Origin of the sequence: Lysinibacillus sp. FSL R5-0849 (assembly GCF_038595075.1) — a bacterium.
GTDB lineage: Bacteria > Bacillota > Bacilli > Bacillales_A > Planococcaceae > Lysinibacillus > Lysinibacillus fusiformis.
In genome coordinates, this window is record NZ_CP152004.1 from 599,627 (window position 1) to 623,701 (window position 24,075).

A 24,075-nucleotide genomic window follows, 5' to 3' on the forward strand; every position below is an offset into this window, starting at 1 on the left:
AAGTGTCCTACCTTTCTTATTTATGAAAATCTTTTTCCGATAACAGGGATTTTCTTTAAATCTTGCTTATGAATAGCTTTCATTACCCAAAGTAAAAGGAAGTATATAGCTCCTCCAACGATGATGGCAATAGTCAGATAGCCCATTGCCCACATACGAGACCAATGTGTAAAATCAAGCCAAAGCGTTGGTAAACCAACGGCTGCTCCCATTACGATCGAAGACACAATCATTTTCACCGTATCTTTTCCAAGAACAGTAAAGCGAATCATACGATATATAAAGACAGTATTCACAATAAATAACACAAAGTACACCAATAAAGTTGCATAGGCAGCACCATCTAGACCAAATGCTTGAATGAAGAAGATGTTCGCAAACACCTTCAGAACAACGCCACTTAAAATAATAAGAGCGCCTGTTTTAGCAGCATTCATTCCCTGTAAAACACCAGTTCCGAGAAGAGTCAGAGATGTAAAGACCGAGCTAAGGTTAATCATCGCTAACATTAAGCTTCCCTCTAAGTCCTTGAAAAGAGCCAGATTTAAAGGCAAGGTTAAGGCTAGCAGTCCAATAGCAGCCGGCCATGATATTAGATGAGTCATACGATGTGTTCGCTCAATAATGCTGCGTGTTTCATCCATTTTACGTTCTGCAATCTTAGTAGTAATGAGTGGCACAAGCGGTAAAATAATCGAAGACGCAAATACAGTCGTAATTTGAACTAATGTCAGCCCGCGACCATATATTCCGTAAAGGAAGCTAATTTCACTTGCGTCAGCTCCTGCATTTCTCAAGCCATATGTGACTGTAAATGAATCCACAAAGTTAAAAAGAGCCATTGTAACAGAACCAATTGCAATTGGAATGGAGATCTTTAAAATAGTCTTACTATATGTGGAGAAATCCTTGCTAGAATATTTATCCTTGCTCGTTACTTTTACCGAAGAACGGAAATATTTATAGAGTAAATAAACAAGTGAACCAAGTGCCCCAAGGACAGAACCAGCCATAATTCCACCAGCTACGATATCATTTGAATAATCCATCGCAACTAGGAAGTACGCAACAATTAGAATTAATGCAACTCGAACTAACTGTTCAATTACTTGAGAGATAGCAGTAGGTCGCATATCTCCAAAGCCTTGGAAAAAGCCACGATAGACGGCCATATAAGGGGCCACAAGTAATGTCAGTGCCACAATAATTAACGCAATTTCTGTTGATGGTCCACCAAGTGCATTCGCTATCTGTGCTGAAAAACCGTAAATGATTGTAAAACTAATGACGCCAAATGATAGGGCAAGGATTCTTGCGGTCACATAAATTTTCTTTATTTTGGCAGTATCCTTACTTGAGTTGGCCTCCGCAATCAATTTAGAAATAGCAATAGGGATACCCGCAACAGATAAATACAAAGCTACCATATAGACAGGATAGACAAGACTGAAAATACCCAGTACTTCGTCACCAGCAATATTTTGAAGGGGTATACGGAAAATACTTCCGATTACCTTAGAAAGTAATGTCGCGATGGTTAAGACGAGTGTACTTTTGACAAATGTTGATTGACTCATTTTGCTGTGCCCTGCCCTCTAAGCTTTAATGAGAAAACCTTTAAAGCAAAACGTGGAAGAACAAGCATTCTTATAAAACGACTTGGCTGGCGTAGTAATCGATAAAGCCACTCAAGATTTAACTTTTGCCAAATGACTGGTGCACGCTTCACGGTGCCAGCGATGACATCGAAGGAGCCACCTACACCAATAAATACTCCTTTTGAAAACTTGTCCAGATTTTCAGTAATCCATTTTTCCTGTCTCGGTACTCCTAAAGCAACAAACACCAAATCAGGTTGTAATGCTGCGATATCGTCGGCAATATGATTGTTATTCCAATCAAAGAAGCCATCATGATAGCCGACAACTTCAACATTTGGATAATTCTTATGAATATTGGCAATGGTCTTTTCAATTGTTTCTTTTTGTGCGCCCAATAAATAAATTTTAAAGCGCTTTTGTTGACCAACCTCCAACAGTTTCACCATGGTATCATAGCCTGTCACACGCTCTGGAAGTGAATCTCCAAGGATTTGAGCAGCCTTAACCACACCGATGCCATCCGCACAAATGTAGGTTGCCTGATTTAAATATCCCTTCACAGTAGGATTTTCATTTGCCTGCATGACAACTTCAGGATTGGCTGTCACAACGAAAGTTTTTTCTTGCTGTTCAATACGATTAACAAGTAAATCTACAAACCCCTGCTGACTAATATGTAAAAAGGGTACGCCCATAATCGTTACATGCCTCATATAGTGTTCAAACCTTTCTGTAATTCCTTTTTCACTGCAATCTATCATACCATAAAAGCAATATTGACAGGAAATTTTCGATAATAGTTCACCTATTGATATAGGCTGCATAAAAGGGGATTCATCGTTATAAAAAGGATAATCCCATTGCACAATACAAGAAAATTAAACTAAAAAATGCACTGATTTTTAGGAGGAAAAGGTGTTGATCCTAAAAGGGCGATTTGAGTTTCTTCTATTATATAGTGTTTTATATTATTGCAATGAAGACAACAAAAAGAGTGCGAAACAATATCGCACTCTTTTTTAGATGATCGTAGAAAATCATTTTTTTACAATATAATCGCCGTGCACCCAGCCGGTTTTGCCATTATAGATAACCTGATACCAGGCACCATTCTTTATGAATTCGCCTTTATCATCTACTGCACCAATAATAAAGCCGTTTGGTTTAACTGTACCTAGTATAGCAGCTGTTGTTGACGGTTCGCTTCGAACATTGAGCGTGATGTTCATGTTAACAATCTGTAAACCATTTTCTAGCTGAACATAATCATCAAACACCCAGCCCTCTTGTCCATTTACACTTATTTTGAACCAACCACCATTTTCTCCAAGTACTTTGAAGGATGTATCTTTAGGTAAATTCGTCATAATGGATGCAGCATCTGCAGTATTTGGATACGTTCTCATATTGAGATTAGTAGTAGCCTTTCCGATTGCCCCAGCTATATAGGAATCTAAAGCATATTGCTTCGTAGGGCTTGGTAAAGATGGAGCGGAAGGCTGACCCTGATAAGCAGGAACATCAAACACTAAATTCGTTGTCGTATGTGCACCAACTAATTCATAAATATCATAAATCTTTTTCGCCTGAATAACTGCCCACATTACATGTGTAGCATATTGATGGACGGTTGGATTATCAGGGTTCCAGCGCATTTTATATAACGTGTCTTGTCCTTTACTAATATACTGATCCTTGACAAATTGAGCTCCACCGATAATTGCATCCTGCACGGTAAACCACCCATTTGTATAAGCACGCTCAGCACCAAATTTATTAGCATCTGCATCAATAGCACCAATACCATAAGCATTATACGTTTTCTTAATAGCGGTTAAATTGTCTCTATTTTCAGGAGTGACCATCACTGGCTTTCCACCCGTATCTAAGCCTACCTCAATTCCATTCATAAGCGCAGAGGCACCATTAGCTGTTTCATGTAAAGCATGTGATACCAAATAGATAGCATTTACATTGTTATCGACACCCGCCTTAATAAAGGCATCAGCCATACCTGCTAAGCTTCCTTTATTAGCAAGTACCTTGTCATTTAGTTCCTTGGCATTCAGATTATTGACCACAGTGGATAATTTTAAAAATTGATAAAAAGATGGGCTTTCCTGCATAACGCTCTTTGGGTGTACATAGTATGACACTAGTGCGTCGCTAGCAGTAAAAATGCCAGCACCGTCGACCTTTGGATTATTGGCAGTTTGTTTATTAACCACCGAGGAATAGTCAGATGAGTAATTCGTCGTTATATATTCCTTTCCACCAGTTTCTGGTGCTTCTAAATGAATTAAACGATAGAGAACGGTCGCTGCTTCAGCACGAGTTGTTTGTGCAAGCGGTGCAAATTGATTACTTGGCTTCCCTACAAGTAGCCCTGATGATACGACAGCTTGTACATCAGCATAGGCCCATTTGGCGATACGAGCATTGTCACTAAAGTTAATAGGGGAGGAAGATGTAAGGATGTTTTGATAATTGAGAGCTCTTTTTAACATAGCCGCCATTTCCTGACGATTAATATGTGCGTTCGGGTTGAATTTACCCTGCTCGTCACCTTTAATCAGACCATGATAGCTCGCTTGCTCGATTACTCCGTAGTACCAGTCGCCTTTCTTTACATCTGAGAAGGTTGCTTGACTAGAAGCAGCTGGCAAGTTAAGCGTTCTGACTAGAAATGCTGCGAATTCAGCTCGAGTAACAGCATCGTTTGGACGATAATTGCCAAACTCGTCACCCTTCATTAAATCGTTCGTAATAAGATAGTTCATTTCATGATAGGCCCAGTGCTTCGAAATATCTTCTGCTGAAGCGGTAGTAGGCGCAAGATAGAGCATTCCTGCAAGCACTGCCCCGTAAAGAGGAAATTTTCGTTTCATTTTTCAAGCTCCCTTCAATAGCTGATAATTGTTCTATCAAACTACCAAAAGTGTAACACAAAAAAAGGTAATCTATTATTACAACATAGGGACAGATAGAGTTAGCTAGCATTTAATAATGAAGAAACTCTTAAAAAGAGAAGGAAAGAGGTGGAATTCGCTAAAAAACTCTACCTATGTTTCTGTTTCTTTACAAATATAACTAAAATATTACGGGAATCTTTAATTTTTGACAATTTAGTAACCATTCCAGAAAATGCTTGGTTATTATGGAGAGTCAGGTATAATAGGAAATGGAACTATATGTTACCAATACAATTGAGGGTAAAATTAGTTGGAAGAAAATAGCCGTCTAGTAAATACCATGGTAAAAAAATCTTCTATATCTAAATTTATGTCCCAGTGCTTGAATTTCGGAAAAGATAATGTTATATTATTGTAGAAAGTGAATAAGCTTACTAGAATGGTATTCTACTACTCTTTTTCTAGTAACTTTACTAAGAAAATTTGCTTTAGTTTTGAATTATTCGAGAAAGCTATAATACATAAATTTAGGCAACTAATTATGGTGATACTATAGTTTTCATCGGAATAATATCAATTTTTAGGAATATTAGGGAGGAATAAATTAATGGCAAAGCAAAACAAAGGCCGTAAGTTCTTCGCGGCATCAGCAACAGCTGCATTAGTTGCATCAGCAATCGTACCTGTAGCATCTGCTGCACAATTAAACGACTTCAACAAAATCTCTGGCTACGCTAAAGAAGCAGTACAATCTTTAGTAGACGCTGGTGTAATCCAAGGGGATGCTAACGGCAACTTCAACCCACTTAAAACTATCTCACGTGCGGAAGCTGCTACAATCTTCACTAATGCTCTAGAATTAGAAGCAGAAGGTGATGTAAACTTCAAAGACGTTAAAGCTGATGCTTGGTACTACGATGCTATCGCAGCAACTGTAGAAAACGGAATTTTTGAAGGTGTAAGTGCTACTGAATTCGCACCAAACAAACAATTAACTCGTTCTGAAGCTGCTAAAATTTTAGTAGATGCTTTCGAATTAGAGGGTGAAGGCGATCTAAGCGAATTCGCTGACGCTTCTACTGTTAAACCATGGGCTAAATCTTACCTAGAAATCGCAGTTGCAAACGGCGTTATCAAAGGTTCTGAAGCAAATGGTAAAACAAACTTAAACCCAAATGCTCCAATTACTCGCCAAGACTTCGCAGTGGTATTCTCACGTACTATTGAAAACGTAGATGCTACTCCAAAAGTTGACAAAATCGAAGTAGTTGACGCTAAAACTTTAAACGTTACTTTATCTGACGGTACTAAAGAAACTGTTACTTTAGAAAAAGCTTTAGAGCCTAACAAAGAAACAGAAGTTACTTTCAAAATTAAGGATGTTGAATACAAAGCTAAAGTTACTTATGTTGTAACTACAGCTACTGCAGTTAAATCTGTATCTGCAACTAACCTTAAACAAGTAGTAGTAGAGTTCGACGGTAAAGTTGATCCAGCTACAGCTGCTGAAGCAGGTAACTATTCTCTTACTGGTGCTAACGATCCTGTAGTTGATACTGCAGTAGTTTCTGAAGATGGTAGCACTGTAACTTTAACTGTTGTTGACAAACTTGAGAACCAATCTGAGTATAAATTAGCTGTAAACAACATTAAAGCTGGCGATAAAGTTATCAATGCTAAAGATTTAAAATTCAAGCCACTTGATAATACAGTGCCAACTGTAGCTAAAGTAGAAGCTTTAGGTAACAAAACTATTCGCGTACACTTCAGCGAGCCAGTAAAAGCTGCTCAAACTTCACAATTCCAAATTGATGGTAAAGTAGTTGTTGGTTCAATTCAAACTAACTTAAACACTGTTATCATTAAATTATCTTCTACTTTAACAGATGGAGAACACACTCTAACTGCTGAAGGTACTGAAGATTACAACAACTTCAAAACAGTGAAAGCTGACACTAAATTCAACGTTGTTGAAGATAAAACTGCTCCAACTGTATCAGTTGTAAGTGCTTCATTTGAGAAAGTAGTTCTTAAATTCTCTGAGCCAGTTGAACAAGTATTTGCTTCTAACATTTATTGGATGCAAGGTGGATCTAAAAAGCAAGCTGCATCTGTAAAACAACTTGCTGATGATAAATATGAATTCACATTTACTGGTGACAATAAACTTGTTTATACAACAGATTTATTTGTTACTAACGTAAAAGACTACTCTGGTAACGTAATTGATAAAGATACTAAAGTTCAAGTAACTCCTGTAATCGATCAAACTCGTCCAGAAGTAATTAGCTCTACATTTGTTAAAGATTCTAACAACAAACAAATCACTATCAAATTCACAAAATCATTAGATACAGATATCGCTAAAAAAGCTGCTAACTATGTGATTAAAGATAAAGATGGTAAAGTACAACCAATTTCTAGTACTGTAAATGTATCAAAAGATAAAGAAGTTACAATTACATTACTAGGTTCTTTAAAAGATAATACTGATTACACTTTAAGTGTAAATGGTGTAGCTGATAACACTACATTGAAAAATGTAATGCTTCCATACACTACAACTTTATCTGTAAAAGATGTAACTGCTCCTAAATTAGTATCTGTTACTCAATTAAACAATAAACAAATTTATGTTGCATTCAATGAAGCAATGGCTACAAGTGGAGACGGTTCAATCGTTGATATTGATAAATATACTGTAACTGGTCCAGATAATAAAAAAATAACAATTGCATCATTTAATGTGACTCAAGATTCAAAAGGAGTTATTCTTAACTTCAGTAATCCAATTCCTGAAGTTACAACACCTCTTAACCCTAACTACAAAGTAAAAGTACAACTAGTTAAAGATTTAGCTGGAAATTACTTAGAGGGATTACAGGGAGAATTAGTTGTTGATAGACAACAAACTACTATTATTAACTCAGTTGAAGCTACTGCAAAAAATAAAGTAGAAGTAGAATTCTCTAACCCAATTCAATCACTAGTACAAGGTGATTTCACTATTACTGGTTCTGAAATTGCTCATAATGAAATTTCTGCTGATGGTAAAACAGTAACATTCACTTTAAAAACAGATTTAGCTGAAGATGCTAAAAAAGATGGTAATGCAGTTACATTAGCTGTTAAAGCATCTCCTTCAACTGTTGATGTTTTAGGTAAAAATATCACAGGTGGTGTATCACCAACTGTTGTTGACAAAATTGCAGCTACTGTTGATACTGAAAAAATTACTGCTGTTCAAAACAGAGACGATCAAATTAAAATTACTTTCAATGAAGCTGTTAAACTTACAGCTGGTGGTAAACCAGAGTCAGATTTCATTGTAAAAGATGGTCTAAAATCATCAGGTAATAACGTTAAAGTAGATAAAGTTGAAGTAGATACAACAGATGCTACTAATAAAACTCTTATCTTAACTCTAGAGAAAAGTTTAGTTGCTGCTACAGTTGAAGTTACTAACCCACGTTTTGTTGAAGATTTAGCAGGTAATATCATTGCTAAAATTGAAGCAACTTCTGTGGAATTAGATTCAAAAGGTGCTGCAACAACACTTGAAGCTGCAAAAACAGCTTTAAACACTTCAATTGCTACTGCAGATACAACTGCAGCTGCTCCTGCTACTGAAGGTAAAGCAGTAGGTAACAAAGTTGAAGGTTCTAAAGCAGCTTTAACAACTGCTATTACTACTGCAAAAGCAGTTAATCCAGCGACAGCTACATTAAAACAATTAACTGATGCAAAAGCAGATTTAGATGCAGCTGTTACAAAGTATAATAATGCTGTAGTTGTAGCTATTACACCTGCACTAGGTAATGTAACATTAGCAGCAGTTAATGACACAGACTCAAATACTACAGTTGCACTTGCTACAGGTGAAACTCTTGAAGTTATTTCTGCTGATTCAACTAAAGTGAATGCTGTAGTTGATTCAGGAAATAAAGTTAAAGTAACACACGTAGCTGCTGGTACTTCAGTAATCACTGTTAATGTACTAAATGCTGAAGGTAAAGTAGTTAAAACTGGTACTTTCACAGTTACAGCTTCTTAATAAAACTAAACGAAACGTTACTCTATAAGCTAATTCATTCAGTGAAATGAGTGGAAGTGAAAACCCCATGTTTTGCATTAAGCAATAAATATGGGGTTTTCTTTCTAACTATTACTTCCAGTTAACAGGTGAAAGTCCTGTTCTTGTAAAACAGTCAGTCTACAAGTACCTAATCCTCCTGCATCCAGTGCTGTGCTGAATCACACAAAAGGGATGAAGTCAGGTGAAGTCGTACCCGGTGGTACCGGGGCGGGGTTCTTTAAAAGATTTCTATGGTTAGGCAGACGAATCCATGTAGGCAGGGTAAGCTAGTGTATGGTGCGAAATAAAGCTAGGAGCTCACTGTACATCCCTATAGTCGAAATACTATAGTGGCGATCGATGAATTGACTGTTAAACCGGTCGTTCTTATTCCTGGATAGTGGAAACCTAAGGAAATCAAAATAAGGGATGGAAGTAGTGGAACGTTTGAAGTCTTGTTAGAAGAGGTGTGTCAGCACTAGTGAGGCTAATAAGATGGCAGCGGGTTTGTAGTAGTGTAGATTGCTAGCCGTTTGGACTTGTATGGTAACATATGAGAAGGGTAAAACTAGCAGGAGCGAAGAAACCCAGTCAGTGGTAAATCTATAAGAAACTTATTTCCCCAAATTTGTTTCTTTAAAAGTTAAATTCAGAGGCAATCATATTATATGATTGTCTCTTTTTTATTTTGTATCTATTCTATGTAAGAAAGTAGAAAGTAGAAAAATCCTAATTTTATTTAGTATAGAGAAATTCCTTGTAGTATTTATTTTAATTTCTTATCTTACCCAATGTTATTTGCTTTTTTAGTACAATTCTTGTCTTAATAGACTAATAACTATGCAATAGAAAACTCTTGAAAATTTAACTCATAAAAATGCTTGAATAACTTTAATGAAAAAAGGAGATGAATAAGTAAAAATCATTAGGTAGGTTAAATATGGAATTTTATAAAGAAAAAGAAATCTTTTGCTACAGTTGTCGTAAAAAAACTATATTTACTTATAGAGATACGTATAGAAAGAACGGGGTAGACAGTCATTGTAGTGAATGTTCAGGGATTTGGTTTGAATGGCAAAATAGAGCAGTTGAGAGGGAAATGGAAAAGTGGATTGAATATAATAAACAGCTTATCAAATGACTGATAGGTTGTTTATCAATATTTAATCGAGAAGTTTATATTAGAGGCTCTGTAAAGAAAGTGCGTTGCTTTGAAATGTAATTTGAACAAAAATGCCTTGCAATCCTTTATTTTGCGTTAAATAAGAAGAATCCCTTTTGAAAAAAGATTGATCAAAAGGGATTCTTCTTTAGCAGTTTTAAGTTAGGTTTTATAAGTTTGATTATTTCTACCTGTGTTGCTCCAAAATCGCGCCCTTTAATGGAATAACTAAACTTCATTTTGAGGTTTTTAAGTGCGTTTCCAAACATTCATTTGAGAGCGTTCTTGAGGGTTAATTTGTATTGTTTATACATCTTTTTCACACTAAAAGAATAAACCTATTTTTGCTTACTTTCTTTTTCAGTAGAGCAATTCATAAGAAAGGACTTACCTTCGGGTGGGTCCTTTTCTTTTTTCTATCACTTTCCTGTGTGATTCTTTTTTAGTTTATTTAGAAACTGCATATATTCCCCATCCAAAGAAGAACCCCTAAATTACTTTCATTTAGGAGGTTCTTCTTTTTATTAATCTATTTTGCCGGCAGCATGTTGGAACTGTAAACCTATTTATAATATTTTTTAAAATTTATCAAATTTTCTATGATAGCTGTTACATTACTAATATTACAATTTATTTACATACTATAGATACTATAAAAATAGTGCATTAACATTACTATGTTTACATATATATTGTAGTGGGGAAATAAGTTTTGAATATTTAGACTATTGATAGCACGCCGTATGCGATGAAAGTCGCCTGTACGGTGTAGGCCCAAACCGAAAGCCCAGATAGAAAGATGTGGTATAAGGTGGGAATGGCAATGAGCAGTTTACTTTGTCGTTAATGCATTCGAACGACACGCATGCTAATCTAGCGAATATCGCTAGAAAGGTAACCGCTGTGAAGGAGGTTAGAGCTAAAAAACCAAACGCATTACTATTAGATGCTGGTGATGTTTTCTCGGGAACTTTATATTTTAACGAATTTAAAGGACAAGCTGATTTAGCGTTTATGAATTTAATGAAGTATGATGTCATGACTTTCGGGAATCATGAATTTGATTTAGGCGCTACTCCTGAGGGACATCAAGCTTTAGTTGATTTCATTAAAGGCTCGCAATTCCCATTTGTTTCTTCTAACGTTGATTTTTCAAAGGACACAAAGTTCACAGGTTTATTTACGGATCTTATCTCTAGTGAGCCTCAAAACGGAAAAATCTACAATGGAATTATTAAAGAAATGAATGGAGAGAAAGTAGGCATTTTCGGATTAACAACGGCTGAAACGAAAGATATATCGTCTCCAGGCAGTATTGCGTTTGAAGATTATATTACAGAAGCCAAAAAAGCAGTCAAAGCCTTTGAAGATAAAGGTGTTAATAAAATAATTGCCTTAACGCATATTGGTTATGATGATAATCCAGCGTATGATAATGATCAAATTTTAGCAAAATCTGTTGAAGGAATTGATGTGATTGTAGGTGGGCATAGTCATACCCAGCTAGATAAACCTGTTGTGGTAGATAAAAATATTGCTGGACAAGCAAAGGATGCTACATTGATTGTTCAAGCCTATCAGTACAATGATTATTTAGGAACTTTAGATGTTACCTTTAATAACAAAGGAGTTGTCGTTGCACATAATGGGGCTTTGTTAAAAGTAGCTGATTATGTAGAGGATGCGCAAGCGCTTGCAACATTAAAACCATTTAAAGATAAAGTTGAAGAGCTTTCTAATACAGAGACTGGGGCAACCGCAAGTATTGCCTTAGATAATCCTCGAACAGGTGGAGATAATATAAAACCAAGTGTTCGAAAAAATGAAACTCCATTAGGCAATTTAATTACAGATGGAATGCTAAAGAAGGCTAAACAGTATAACAATGATGTCATTATGGCACTTCAAAATGGTGGGGGTATTCGAGCTGGTATTAATCAGGGGCCCATTACAGTGGGTGAAGTCATAACGGTACTTCCTTTCGGTAATACTTTAGCGACGATGAGCCTAACTGGCAAAGAATTAAAAGAAGCTTTAGAAGTGAGTGTTGGACAATACCCAGCTGAAAATGGTGGTTTCTTACATGTTTCAGGTGCAAAGGTTGAATTCGATTCAACTAAAGCAAAAGGTCAACGAATTGTTAAAGTTTCATATATGGATGGACAAGGGAAATATGTAGAGATTCAGGATAATGTCACGTATACAATAGCTACAAATGCGTTTACAGCTAAAGGTGGAGATGGCTATGATGTCTTCAAAAAAGCATACGAAGAGGGCCGTGTGACAGATTTAGGTTTATCAGATTGGGAAAACCTTGCTGAGCATATTACGTCTCTTGGCACAGTCAATCCAAAAGTTGAGGGAAGAGTTGTAGACGTTTCCAACAGTCAAGTACCTGACGAAAATATTGCTGAAACTGAATTCTCCGGCACAGTTACTACCCCAAAAGTATATGAAGGCAATGTAACAGTTGATATTAACAATATTTCAATCTTAGAAAATGCTGTAGTGAAGGGTCATTTAATCATAACAGGTACTGTCATAAATGAATTATCATTTGTAAATGTAAAAGTAGAAGGAAATCTAGATCTTTCCAAAATAGATGTTGATAAAGTGGATTTCGATGGAATCACAGTGAATGGAGAAACAATTCTATAAGTTGATTTGCAAAGCCTTCTATTCAGAGAGTAGAGGCTTTGCTATTAATTTTTACAAAAAACCTTCCTAAAATTGAAAGGAGAATTGACTTGATGTCCAAGAAGAATTGGAAAAAACCCGTAAATGTCTTTTTAGCAACCACACTAGTAGCAGGCGTTGTCGCACCAGTAGCACCACTTACAGTAAAAGCTGAAACATTTGCAAAGGATTTAATTATTTCAGAGTATATTGAAGGAAGTTCATTTAATAAGGCAATTGAAATTTACAATGGTACGGGCTCACCGGTGGATTTAAGTAATTATACATTAGAACTTCATACAAATGGTGCAGAGGCCGCTGATAAAACAATGAGTCTATCAGGTGTTTTAGATAATGGAGCAACGTATGTTGTCTATCATAAAGATGCTGATGCTACTATAAAAGCAAAAGGGAATCTTGAAAATTCGATTGTTATCAACTTTAATGGCAATGATCCAATCGTCTTAAAGAAGTCCTCGGAAATAATTGACTCAATTGGACAGGTTGGATCTTCAGCAGATTTTGCAAAGGACGTCACATTAGTAAGAAAAAGCTCAGTCCTTTTTGGCGATACGAATATCTCTGACACGTTTAATTCAGGTTCAGAATGGACGACATTCCCCAATAATGATTTTTCAAATCTAGGACAGCATACAATGGATACAAATGTTGACCCCGAAAATCCAGGGCCAGTCGACCCAACGGACCCTGAAGTACCGGTTACTCTGTCGATTGGTGAGGCAAGAGCGAAAGGTATTGGGGAAACAGTAACGATTAAAGGTAAAGTAGCAGCGACCTTGAAAAATACAATCTCTGTTCAAGATGAAACCGGTGGTATCGCTGTTCGACCTACTAGTCTAGCTATGACAGTTGGGGACGAAGTAACGCTTACAGGTAAATTATCCGACTATAGAGGGTTATTACAATTAGATAGTGCTACAATTATTGAAAAGGTTGAAAATACCGGTGCACCCATACCCAAATTAGTAACAGGTGCTCAAGTGAGTGAAGAGAATGAATCACAGTTAGTAACAGTAAAAAATGTAACGCTAACAGATGTGAATCAACAACCAGGCTTTGCTAATTTTACGGCAAGTGATGGTACTAATTTTATTGTGCGTGATGAAACAAATACTCTTGGATTGACTAAAGATACTATCTATGAATCCATAACGGGGATTGTTCAAGAGTTCGATAAAGCTTATCAAGTGATTCCAAGATCAAAAGCGGATATCGTCGCTGATAGCTCTACTTTAAAACCTGCTATCGCATCACCTGGAAGCGGGACATTTATTGGAAAAACTAGCGTTACGTTGACTACAACTACGGCAGAAGCGGAAATTTATTACACAGTAGATGGTTCTGATCCAACTGTTGAAAGTCAAAAATATGAGGCACCGATTGATATTACTGAAACTACTATATTAAAAGCAGTGGTCAAAGCGAAAGACGGTACTTTAAGTGAAGTGGCTACGTATGAATATACGCTTACTGATAAATTACAAATTCATGATATTCAAGGTGCTAGTCATACCTCTTCGTTCAATGGTAAAACTGTTGAAGGAATTGAGGGAATCGTAACCTACTCCTTTGCATTAGGAGGAAACAATTATTATACAATTCAAACTCCTGATGAATGGATAGATGATGACCCGAATACATCGGAGGGAATTCTTCTATATAGCGGAAACAAGAAATTACCACTCAGCGTCGGTAACTTAGTTTCCGTGAAAGGACAAGTAAGTGAGTATGCTTATGATGGATACGATGATAGGCAGCAAACAGATTTAAAAACAACACAAATTAATGTTCGGGACGATCAGGGTGGAAAAGTAGATGTTATAAAAACTAGTGTTGCCTTACCAGAACCTATTAAAATCGATCCATTAAAAATGTCTTTCAGTAACATTGACAGCGATCATCTGCAAACGTTCAACCCAACCATCGACGCCATTGATTTTTGGGAAAGTATTGAAGGTATGCGTGTTGAAGTAGGGGATGTAAAAGCTGTTTCACCACAAGAGCATGGTGATTTAGTAACGGTACTAAAAGATGAGCAAACAAATACTCTCCATGGTGGTGTTCGGTTTGAAGAGGGTAATGCAAATCCAAATAGAATACAATTTCGTCTAGAACCTAATGGCACTGCACGTGATTTTGAAGTAGCGACAGGTGATACCTTTAAGGGTCCTATTACAGGTATTGTCGGTTATTCCTATCAAAACTTTAAAATTTATGTTCCATTAGATGAAATGAAAGCAGCTCATCAAAAAGGATCTACATCACCTGAGAAAACAAAAATTGTAAAAGCTGATGATAAACTAACGATTGCTTCATACAATCTAGAAAATTTCTCCAATAATAAATCGTCCACAACTGATGATAAGGCGAGAAAACTAGCAAGAGCTATCGGGATTGATATGGAAAGCCCAGATATTGTTGGTGTAACAGAGGTACAAGATAATAACGGGGCAACTGTAGGTGATTCGAAGGCAGATCAAAGCTATAAAAGATTAATTGACGCTATTAAAACAGCAGGTGGCGTCGACTATCAGTATGTTAATATTGATCCAATTAACAATCAGGATGGTGGCGCACCTAACGCTAATATACGCGTGGGCTTCCTTTATAACCCAGATCGTGTGAAGCTGAAGGAGGGCATGCCAACAGGTAATGCTACTACAGCAGTGGGCTATCAAGATGGAAAATTAACATTGAATCCAGGACGTATTGATCCAACAAATGCAGCGTTTAATAGTAGCCGTAAACCATTAGCTGCTCAATTTGAATTCCAAGGGGAAGATGTAGTAGTCATCGCAAATCATTGGAATTCAAAATCAGGTGACACACCATTGTTTGGTGCAATACAGCCACCTCAAAATGGTAGTGAGGTACAACGCAAAAAAATTGCACAAATTGTTTATGATTTTGTCAAAGACATTAAAACAAACAATAAGGATGCAAATATTGTCTCTTTAGGTGACTTTAACGACTATCAATTTGCAGAGGCTCTTAAAATTCATGAAGGTCAATTAATGACCAATATGATTAATAAAGTAGACGACTCTGATCGTTACACATATGTATATCAAGGGAATTCACAAGTATTAGACCATATTTTAGTATCCAATAATTTAGTCAATAAAACTGAGATTGATATCTTGCACATAAATGCAGACTTTACAGATATGGCAGGACGCGCAAGTGATCATGATCCAGTCATGGTTCAAATTGATTTGAAAAGTGGTTCAAGTGTTGAACCAATACAGCCTGAAACAATCTATAATTTTAAGAACTTTAAAACTGATAAATTGACGATTACGAAACCGAGTGTGGCAGTACATTTAGATGCTCAATCTGTTATTACAAAGGGTATATTCTTAAAAGGCAACTATGCTGAATTACATGGTGAAGGATTTAAGACAACGGATGTAATCATAAATCCTGATAAAGCAGGAGCAATTATTGATCTAAAAGGTAATGCTATGAAATCTATAACGATTGACGGTTCAAATGTGAAAGAAATTAGAGGGGCTGACAAAATTGATATCCCATCAATAAAATTTATAAATGGTGCGGCTCCTGAGAAAATCAAATTTACGAATTCAAAAGGGGATCCCATTGTGGATCCTTCTTTACCGTCTGAAAATAAGCAACCTACTATTAAAAAGCCTATTACAAACAAAGCGGTAGCAGTTGGAGAAGTCATTAATATTCAATTAACAGATCATTTCTCTGATCCAGATGGTGATGAATTATCGTTTACGGCTACAAAAGGTTCTATAAAAGGAAAGATCCTCACGCTCAATTTAACAGAGGGCAGTCATATTGTTGGGGTGACGGCTTCAGATGGCAAAAAAAGTGTGACTACAAATTTCAGTGTGACAGTATCTGCAGCCAATGATTATTATGCTGGTGCATTGAATAAAGATGGACAGGCATTAAAAAGTGCGCTTCATGACATCATTTCGAAGCAAAAAGTACTTTCTTATAATGAAGTTTGGAACGCCATAAAATATACAGATGAAGATCCAAATAATACAAGTAATGTCATCTTATTTTACTCTGGAAAATCTAGCTCCAAAACAAATAGCGGCGGAAATGTAGGGAACTGGAATAGAGAGCATACTTGGGCAAAATCCCATGGTAATTTCGGAACTAGTAATGGACCTGGAACAGATATTCATCATTTACGCCCAACGGATGTGCAGGTTAATAGCTCTAGGGGTAATTTAGACTTCGATAATGGCGGAAGTCCAGTGACTGGTTGTACGGGTTGTCTGAGGGATTCCGATTCGTTCGAACCACCGAAACGTGTAAAAGGTGATGTTGCTCGAATACTGTTTTACATGGCTACGCGTTATGAGCCAGGAGATAAGGTTGATCTTGAATTAAATGATAAAGTAAATAATGGATCGGCACCTTACCACGGCAAACTTTCTGTCTTATTGCAGTGGCACAAGGATGATCCAGTAGACGACTATGAAAGAAAAAGAAACAATCGAATTTATGAAATCCAAGGTAATCGTAATCCATTTATCGACCATCCGGAATGGGTAGAAATGATATGGAAATTAAAATAATTCATATGATGCTATATATTTTTCTATGTTTTAAGTCAAAACATGCAATCAATGAAATCAATAACTATTATAAGCACTCTCAGTTGAGGGTGCTTTCCTTATATCGCCATCGTCCACCCCGGTTAAGCTTTATTCCATATTCTAGGAATAAAGCTTTTTTTAATACAAAACACGAGAATAATCCACCATTTTCTCCAGGCTATGTAACTTTTTTAAATAAAAAGAGTCTACTTAATAAAATAGTTTACTAGTTGTTCTAATAATATCGGCCAATCTAGTTACCTATCAAATACTATCTATATATATCGGTATGAATTGCATAGAAAGCAGCTACATCTTTGCTTTAAAATTTGCTTCAAGGGAGGGTATATATAAGGATCTATTAAGGAAGAAAATAGTTTGCAAGAAAATATACTGGCATTTTGGAATAACATTTACTTCATATGAAGCTTTTGAAGGAGAGAGGTTAGAACTCTAGTACCGAATTCTACTTTTTTCGATAAGAATCCCACATTTTGGGGTTTTTTCATGTTAAGATGATAAAGACAATTGAATGTGAAAAAAAGGAGATTAGCATGTTTAAGAAACTAAGGAATACATGTATTGTATCAGCGGTTGCTTTGGCTACAATTTTACCTGGACAAGCATCTGCAACAGCAATTAGTAACAATGGAATTCAGATAAAAAACAATGTTTCGATTACAATTAATGGAGAGACGATTAGTGTCTATGATCCTATTTTAAATAAATCGGATTTCTTATTATTGCCAATGCGTGCTTTATATGAAGCGATTGGTGCGAATGTGGATTGGAATAAAGAAACACAGACAGCGTCAGCTACTCGTAACGGGAAGATTGTGGATTTAAAGATTGATTCGATGACGGCTTTAGTAGATGGACAAGAAGTGGCGATGGATGTCGCACCGTTCATGCATCAAGATCGTACTTATATGCCACTGCGTTTCGTTAGTGAAAACTTTGATGGTAATGTTCATTGGGACCCAGAAACACAATCGGTAGATATTACGATGTCAGATGATCTGCCTGAAACGCCTCAGGAAGACCCTTATATTTTACATATCAATAACAAACGTATCGTGATGAAAGATCCTATTATTATGAAGGATTCAAGATCTTATTTACCTGCTAGCTATATCCATGATTATTTAGATGATTCTGCGGGTGCATGGCTCCCAGACAATTCCTTTGAATTACAAATTGCTGGGATGAGCTTTGTTTTCAAAGATAATAGCAATGAGGTTCTTGTGAATAACGAAACGGTAACATTAACAGAAAAACCGTTTATTCAAAAAGGAAAAATGTATGTGCCTATTACGTTTCTTGTGAATGCGTTAGGCGGAAATTTACGTTATATCAGTGATAAAAAAGAAATGTATATTTACGTTTACCGTTATATGTACACAAGTTCATTCCTTGAAAAATCTTATGGCTCTACATCATCGCCAGCAGCTGTACCTTCTGCTCGTTTAGAGGGAGATCGTGATTTATTTATTAGTGATAATCCTGAAACGTTAACGCGTAAGCTTGTCCCAAAGAACAATGTGACGCTTTCGCAATATGACGTGAACTCAACGGCAGTAACGAATAAGCATCGTGTCTTTGGTTGGCATTACAATACACTAGGCACAGATGTCAATATTGGGATTACGGTTCAAAACAAATCTACGACAGAGAGTATTAAAGTTGTAAATTCAAGAGGTATTAATCAAAAGACAGGTAATAGCTGGGTAGGGCATGATATTGGTTTGACAATTGCTGATGCTACCTTAAATAACAAGCTGAAAAAATCAGAAAGTAGCGGAATTGTCATTGCACCAGGAGAAACAAAGGTCATTGAAACATACGATCTACACCATGAATATATTATTGGTTTTTTACATGATTTAGATATTCAAGCGGTCAATGGTGGAAAACCAGAGTATATGATTCGCACAGTGCTTACAAAAGACAATAGTGATTTAACAACGATTCAATCGGAGCAGGTTGCCATCGATGAGTATGCGAAACATCCAAGAGGTGCTTGGCCAAGCGCTACAATTCTAGCAGAGCTACCAGCCTATACAGTAGATTCGCCAGAAGTCGGCTATAACATTTCGAATGGCCGTACTGACCATTTACAAACAGCTGAAAATTCATTTTCACAAATTAATGGAGCAGTCGGAAATCCAGGTCATTTCGGTATGAACTACAAGGTGTCAATCCCTGTTGTAAATCCAACTGGGTCTACAAAAACGATTAAGCTGAAACTTGCTGGTCGCGGAGGCTTATACAGTGGTGCAATTAAGGTGAATGGTAAGGTCCATTTAGTGCCTTCTTTACGAGTAGGAGAAGAATATGTGGAGTTGCCTGATTACGAAATGAAAGGTTCATCAGGTACGATTGAATTAGAACTAATGCATGCTGGTGGTGTCAATCTTCCAGTAGCAATCTATGTAGAAACAAAATAAAGAAGTCACTGGCACGGGTCATACGACATGACTTCGTGCCATACTTTGATTAATTCGGAGTGAAGAAATTGGCAAGAAAATTAGTCTCAATTGTTGTAGTTATGTTCGTGCTTATGTTAACTGTTAGCCCCCTCAACGGGCAAGCAGCCGGTTTTGGTAATAAAGTGAGTGAAGTGAAAACAGAGGTATCCCCACAAGTAAATCACTTACAGCAAACCTATACTTCAGGCTCTATCCGTCAGTTTGTAAATGTTTTAGATGTAAATTTAAATAATACATATACAAAACTAGAAATTGGGATGCCCAATCCTATTAATTCCCTAAAAACGACATCAGCTATGGCGAAGCAAAACACGTATGATGGCCATCGTGTTGTTGGAGCTGTTAACGCTTCATACTTTTTAGGAAATGGTATGCCCGCTAATTTGTTAGCGGAAAAGAATGAAATTGTCAATTATGGTATTTTGGGAGATACGTATGAAAGCCCGACTCAAAAGCCAGTTGCATTTGGCTTATCTAAGTCAGGGAAAGCGATAGCAGATTATTATACAACGAATCTCTCCTTTCAAGTAAATGGAAAAACATATCCTATTGATCTCATTAATAGTGAACGAGGAACAAATAAAAACGTTTTATATACGCCAGAAAAAAAGACAACTGGTACAAATGCATGGGGGTTAGAACTAGTAGTGTCAGGTGCTAGCCAAGATACAAATACTTTGCATTTCGGTGATCAATTCTCAGGCACAGTTTCTCATGTAACGACGTATGGTGCAGAAGGAAACTCATCTGTACCAGCGGATGGTTTTGTTATTTCAGTACAAAATAAAGAATTAGCCGCTGAATTAAGCAATATTTCGGCAGGTACAAATATCGATGTCAGCCTGTCGATTGATCAAAAATGGATGGATGCTCAATTCATTTTAGCTGCAGGACCAATGCTTGTGCGCAATGGTCAAGTTGATATTTCGATGCCAACAAATTCTGGCTTTGCTTCGACACGCAGTCCTCGTACAGCAGTAGCGGTAGATGCTACAGGTACAAAGGTGTCACTTATTACAATTGATGGTCGTTTAAGTGGCCATAGTAATGGTGTTAACTTATCAGATTTAGCTTCACATTTAATTTCAATGGGGGCTACTTCGGCTATTAACTTAGATGGTGGCGGTTCTACAGCGATGGTCGCGCGCAATCCAGGAGGGTATTTCGCCAATCTTGTGAACAAACCGTCTGAGGGAAGTGAGCGTCGTGTATCGGCTATTTTACAGGTCGTTAATACAGCACCACCAGGGAATGTAAAATCTATTACGCTAAATAGTGTTGGTCAAGTCATGAAAGGTTCATCTGTAGATATGCAGGTAGCGACTGCTTATGATCAATACTTAAATCCGATGACCATCAATCCGACAAGTATGAAGTGGTCAGTTGAAGGAAATATTGGCAAGATGGAGGGTGCAACCTTTACAGCTACTCAAAAGGGTGAAGGGAAAATTATTGGAGAATATGGAGGTATTCGTACGTCCATAGCTGTTTCTGTAATAGATTTAGCAGAAAAGCCTATTGTGCTAGATAGCTTTGATAGTGTGTCTTCTTGGACAACGGAAGTAGCAAAGGCGAATGCTTCATTAGCAAACTCAAAAGAGTATGCGAGACAGGGAACAGCTAGCATGCAATTAAACTATGATTTTACAGTAGCGGGCACAGGAACAAAGGCTGCCTATATGGTTGCTAAAACACCTATTGCTATGTCAGGTCAGCCTAAAAATATCGGTGTTTGGGTATTTGGCGATGCAGGTAAGCATTGGCTAAGAGGCGTTGTCGTAGATGGATCAGGAACTAAGCACACGATTGATTTCACAAGTCAGGGCGGCCTAGACTGGAATGGCTGGAAATACGTAACGGCTGATATTCCAAGTAATCTAGCAACACCATTGAAATTCGAACGTTTATATGTTGCTCAACCAACAGCTTCTCTTCAAAAGAAAGGTCAGCTGTACTTCGATCAATTACAGGCTGTCTACAAAGATAATCATGAAGAATTAGTTTATACGGATGTGAACAAAGGACATTGGGCGTTCTCTGAAATCCAAAGCTTATACAATAAATCGCTGATTAAAGGTTACTCAAATGGTACTTTTAAGCCAGAAGCGTCCATTACACGTGCAGAGGCAGCTACAATCATTGCCAGAGCACTGAATCTATCAACAACAAAGGATTCTAGCTTTAAAGATGTAAGTAAAGGTCATTATGCATATAGTGCCATTGCAGCAGTCGAGCAGGCTGGCATTATTAAAGGACAAGAAGCAGGGAAGTTCAATCCAAACGGACAGCTTTCACGTGCAGAGATGGCAGCGATTTTAACAAGAGCCTACAAATTAACAGGTACAAGTAAAGTTTCCTTCACAGATGTTAAATCAACACACTGGGCATACAGCAATATCCAAGCACTTGTGGCGAATGATTTAACAGGAGGTTTCCCAGATAATACATTTAGACCAGATGCACAAATTACTCGTGCTCAATTTGCAAGCTTCTTAAATAGATGCTTATCACTAAAATAAACATGAAATACCCCCTGTAATAGCTACAAGGGATATTTTCATAAAAAAAGTCCGCCCATCTCTAGAGAGAGTGAGGCGGATTTTGCATTTAGAAAACAATGTATTTCATATATTGCTTCCAAGTTAACTCTTTAAACTGCTTCCAATGCAATTTCTCAATAGGTAAAGTACGGAAGGTGTAGGCTTCTATATTGCGCTTCTCATTAGAGAGCATTGGTGTTCCTTCATCGAGATAGTCCGAGAAAATAGCTGATTGAGTCGTATTAAATTGGACATTAATATCTATCAATTGGATTTTCCCATCCTGATTAATGATATGGAGCTTTTTATTTCCTCTTTTTGTTGTCGCTAACCACGATTTATCGACTTTATAAGAATCGAACGCTTCATTGACAATAATGGAGGCTTTACCAGTTGTTGAAAACGGTACTTCCTCTATTGGCGCATCTTGTTGCAGTACTACTTCATAATTTGTTGGATGCGGAAGGTTTGTTGTTTTAGCTAATTCATTTGCCCAAAATGTTTCATCATTTGTAGCAATCATTTGCTTGTCTAAAACGATACCAGATAATGCATCTTTGACATGTTTCACTTTAAAATCAACCGTTTGGCCTTCCTGTACTTTTTGCCATTCTTTTTCTGACAAATAAGCATACATGGCTTTTTCATTCGAATAGATTTCGAAGGTTAAGGCACCAGCTTCTTCTTTCACTACTGACACTACACCATCTATAGGACTGACAATGCCTTGACGAGACTCTATTTGTGTAATTTGCGCTTCAATGAGTGCAATTTGACGATTTGTTTCAGCAATATGTCGATTTAACAGGGCAACTGCTGTCGATAGCGAATTTTGTTGAGCAAGCTCTAATTTTAATGTAACAGACAATCTATCATTGATTTGATCGGTATTAATAGAGCTTTTTGGATTCGAATCGTCGTATTCGTCTTCAATTTGATCAAGTGCATTTTGTAAATCATTTAATTCTGTTTCATAGGCAGTGCGTTCCGATTCAAGCTTTGTAAGCTCCTCGTCTACTTCATCTGTTTTAAAGGTAGCGAGTAAATCATTCATCATCACTTCCTGGCCACGTTTTACATTGACAGCGGATAACTTTGTTGCATCAGCTGTAATCGTATATGTCTCGGCGGGTGCCACAATGGTATCCTTATTGACACGCTCCGTATTCGTACCTATATAAGCTTTCTGAAATTCATCAATAAAGTAGGATCGTGTCACGGTGCTATCTTCTTTGAAAACAAAATAAGCATTTATACCGATTATGAGCATCGCCACCACAATACCTATACTTGTCCATGGTCTTGCCTTGATAAATGCCATTATCCTAACCCCCTAGCAATCCATTCTTTAATGGGTAGCACACTAATCATGCCCACAAATAAGGCCATAAATAGTTGTAAGCCAATCAATTTGACTACTAACATTTTTCTACTAGCTTCTTCCTCCCATTTCGACAGGAATAGATACTGCACAATAATGATTAAAACGGTCGTTACCGTCAATTGATTGATTGTAAATAACACGAAGTCAGTTTTAATGACCTGTAAGGCAGCGGGAGCCAAAGAAAAGAATGAAAACATCGTTGTATAGCCCACCCCATAAAAAACAGCAAAGAGAATTGCTTTTTCAATGAGCAGAAAGGCAACAACGTAAAGCTGGACTTTTTTTATCCAAGTATAAGGAATGTCCGTTAATAGATGTAATAGATAGGTAACACCGTAATAATGGAAGCAAAAATAAATGATCGCCCATAAAATGGCACCGAGCATGGAAAGTACGCGTGCCACATAGTATTCATTTTGTAAATCCATTGCAAATAAGGACGTTAAATTTTCTGTCCCCATTCCCCAATATTCGCGAGTAGCAAACAATAGGATGAAAAGGATGAACACCGTTAATGCACGTTTTTTATATCCGATGATCTCACCTTTTTCTACGATGTTTGTAAAGTAGGTAGGGTTTTTTAAGCTATGCCAAAACTTATAATGGTAAAACATAAACAGCGTCCTTTCTTC

11 protein-coding genes are annotated in these 24,075 nt (G+C 37.0%); 6 read left to right on the plus strand and 5 right to left on the minus strand.

The window, feature by feature from the left end; translation table 11 throughout:
- Nucleotides 1-20: 20 nt before the first annotated feature.
- The 3 genes from MKY80_RS02875 to MKY80_RS02885 form a co-directional block, all read right to left on the minus strand.
- Nucleotides 21-1,577, minus strand: a complete 1,557-nt coding sequence (locus MKY80_RS02875) for a polysaccharide biosynthesis protein (protein ID WP_008181376.1) — start codon at nucleotides 1,575-1,577, stop codon at nucleotides 21-23.
- The gene (locus tag MKY80_RS02880; protein ID WP_036127576.1) at nucleotides 1,574-2,314 is read right to left on the minus strand and encodes a WecB/TagA/CpsF family glycosyltransferase; all 741 of its coding nucleotides are present in this window, start codon (nucleotides 2,312-2,314) and stop codon (nucleotides 1,574-1,576) included. The genes MKY80_RS02875 and MKY80_RS02880 overlap by 4 nt, the downstream gene beginning before the upstream one ends.
- Before the next feature lie 324 nt (nucleotides 2,315-2,638).
- Entirely contained in the window at nucleotides 2,639-4,489 is a 1,851-nt protein-coding gene (locus MKY80_RS02885; protein WP_089986963.1) for an S-layer homology domain-containing protein, read from the minus strand.
- A gap of 631 nt (nucleotides 4,490-5,120) precedes the next feature.
- On the opposite strand from MKY80_RS02885, the gene MKY80_RS02890 reads away from it, so the two are divergent.
- From MKY80_RS02890 to MKY80_RS02915, 6 genes are all read left to right on the plus strand, one after another.
- Nucleotides 5,121-8,567, plus strand: coding sequence for an S-layer homology domain-containing protein (locus tag MKY80_RS02890; protein ID WP_342531890.1), 3,447 nt, complete (start codon nucleotides 5,121-5,123; stop codon nucleotides 8,565-8,567).
- A gap of 961 nt (nucleotides 8,568-9,528) precedes the next feature.
- Nucleotides 9,529-9,729, plus strand: coding sequence for a hypothetical protein (locus MKY80_RS02895; protein WP_008180885.1), 201 nt, complete (start codon nucleotides 9,529-9,531; stop codon nucleotides 9,727-9,729).
- Nucleotides 9,730-10,596: 867 nt separating this feature from the next.
- A complete protein-coding gene (locus MKY80_RS02900) occupies nucleotides 10,597-12,408 on the plus strand; it encodes a 5'-nucleotidase C-terminal domain-containing protein (protein WP_342532988.1) in 1,812 nt (603 codons plus the stop codon).
- A gap of 92 nt (nucleotides 12,409-12,500) precedes the next feature.
- Entirely contained in the window at nucleotides 12,501-17,009 is a 4,509-nt protein-coding gene (locus MKY80_RS02905; RefSeq protein WP_342531894.1) for an endonuclease, read from the plus strand.
- A 575-nt stretch (nucleotides 17,010-17,584) separates the two neighbouring features.
- Nucleotides 17,585-19,477 carry a stalk domain-containing protein gene (locus tag MKY80_RS02910; RefSeq protein ID WP_043990767.1) on the plus strand — a complete coding sequence of 631 codons (1,893 nt, stop codon included), beginning with the start codon at nucleotides 17,585-17,587 and terminating at the stop codon, nucleotides 19,475-19,477.
- Nucleotides 19,478-19,536: 59 nt separating this feature from the next.
- Nucleotides 19,537-22,038, plus strand: coding sequence for an S-layer homology domain-containing protein (locus tag MKY80_RS02915; protein WP_255250261.1), 2,502 nt, complete (start codon nucleotides 19,537-19,539; stop codon nucleotides 22,036-22,038).
- 88 nt (nucleotides 22,039-22,126) lie between these two features.
- Here MKY80_RS02915 and MKY80_RS02920 read toward each other — a convergent pair whose 3' ends face one another.
- Both MKY80_RS02920 and MKY80_RS02925 read right to left on the minus strand, forming a co-directional pair.
- Entirely contained in the window at nucleotides 22,127-23,380 is a 1,254-nt protein-coding gene (locus tag MKY80_RS02920) for an HlyD family secretion protein (RefSeq protein ID WP_342531900.1), read from the minus strand.
- Nucleotides 23,380-24,057, minus strand: a complete 678-nt coding sequence (locus MKY80_RS02925; protein WP_008180873.1) for a hypothetical protein — start codon at nucleotides 24,055-24,057, stop codon at nucleotides 23,380-23,382. Before MKY80_RS02925 ends, MKY80_RS02920 begins: the two co-directional genes overlap by 1 nt.
- Between the last annotated feature and the right edge of the window lie 18 nt (nucleotides 24,058-24,075).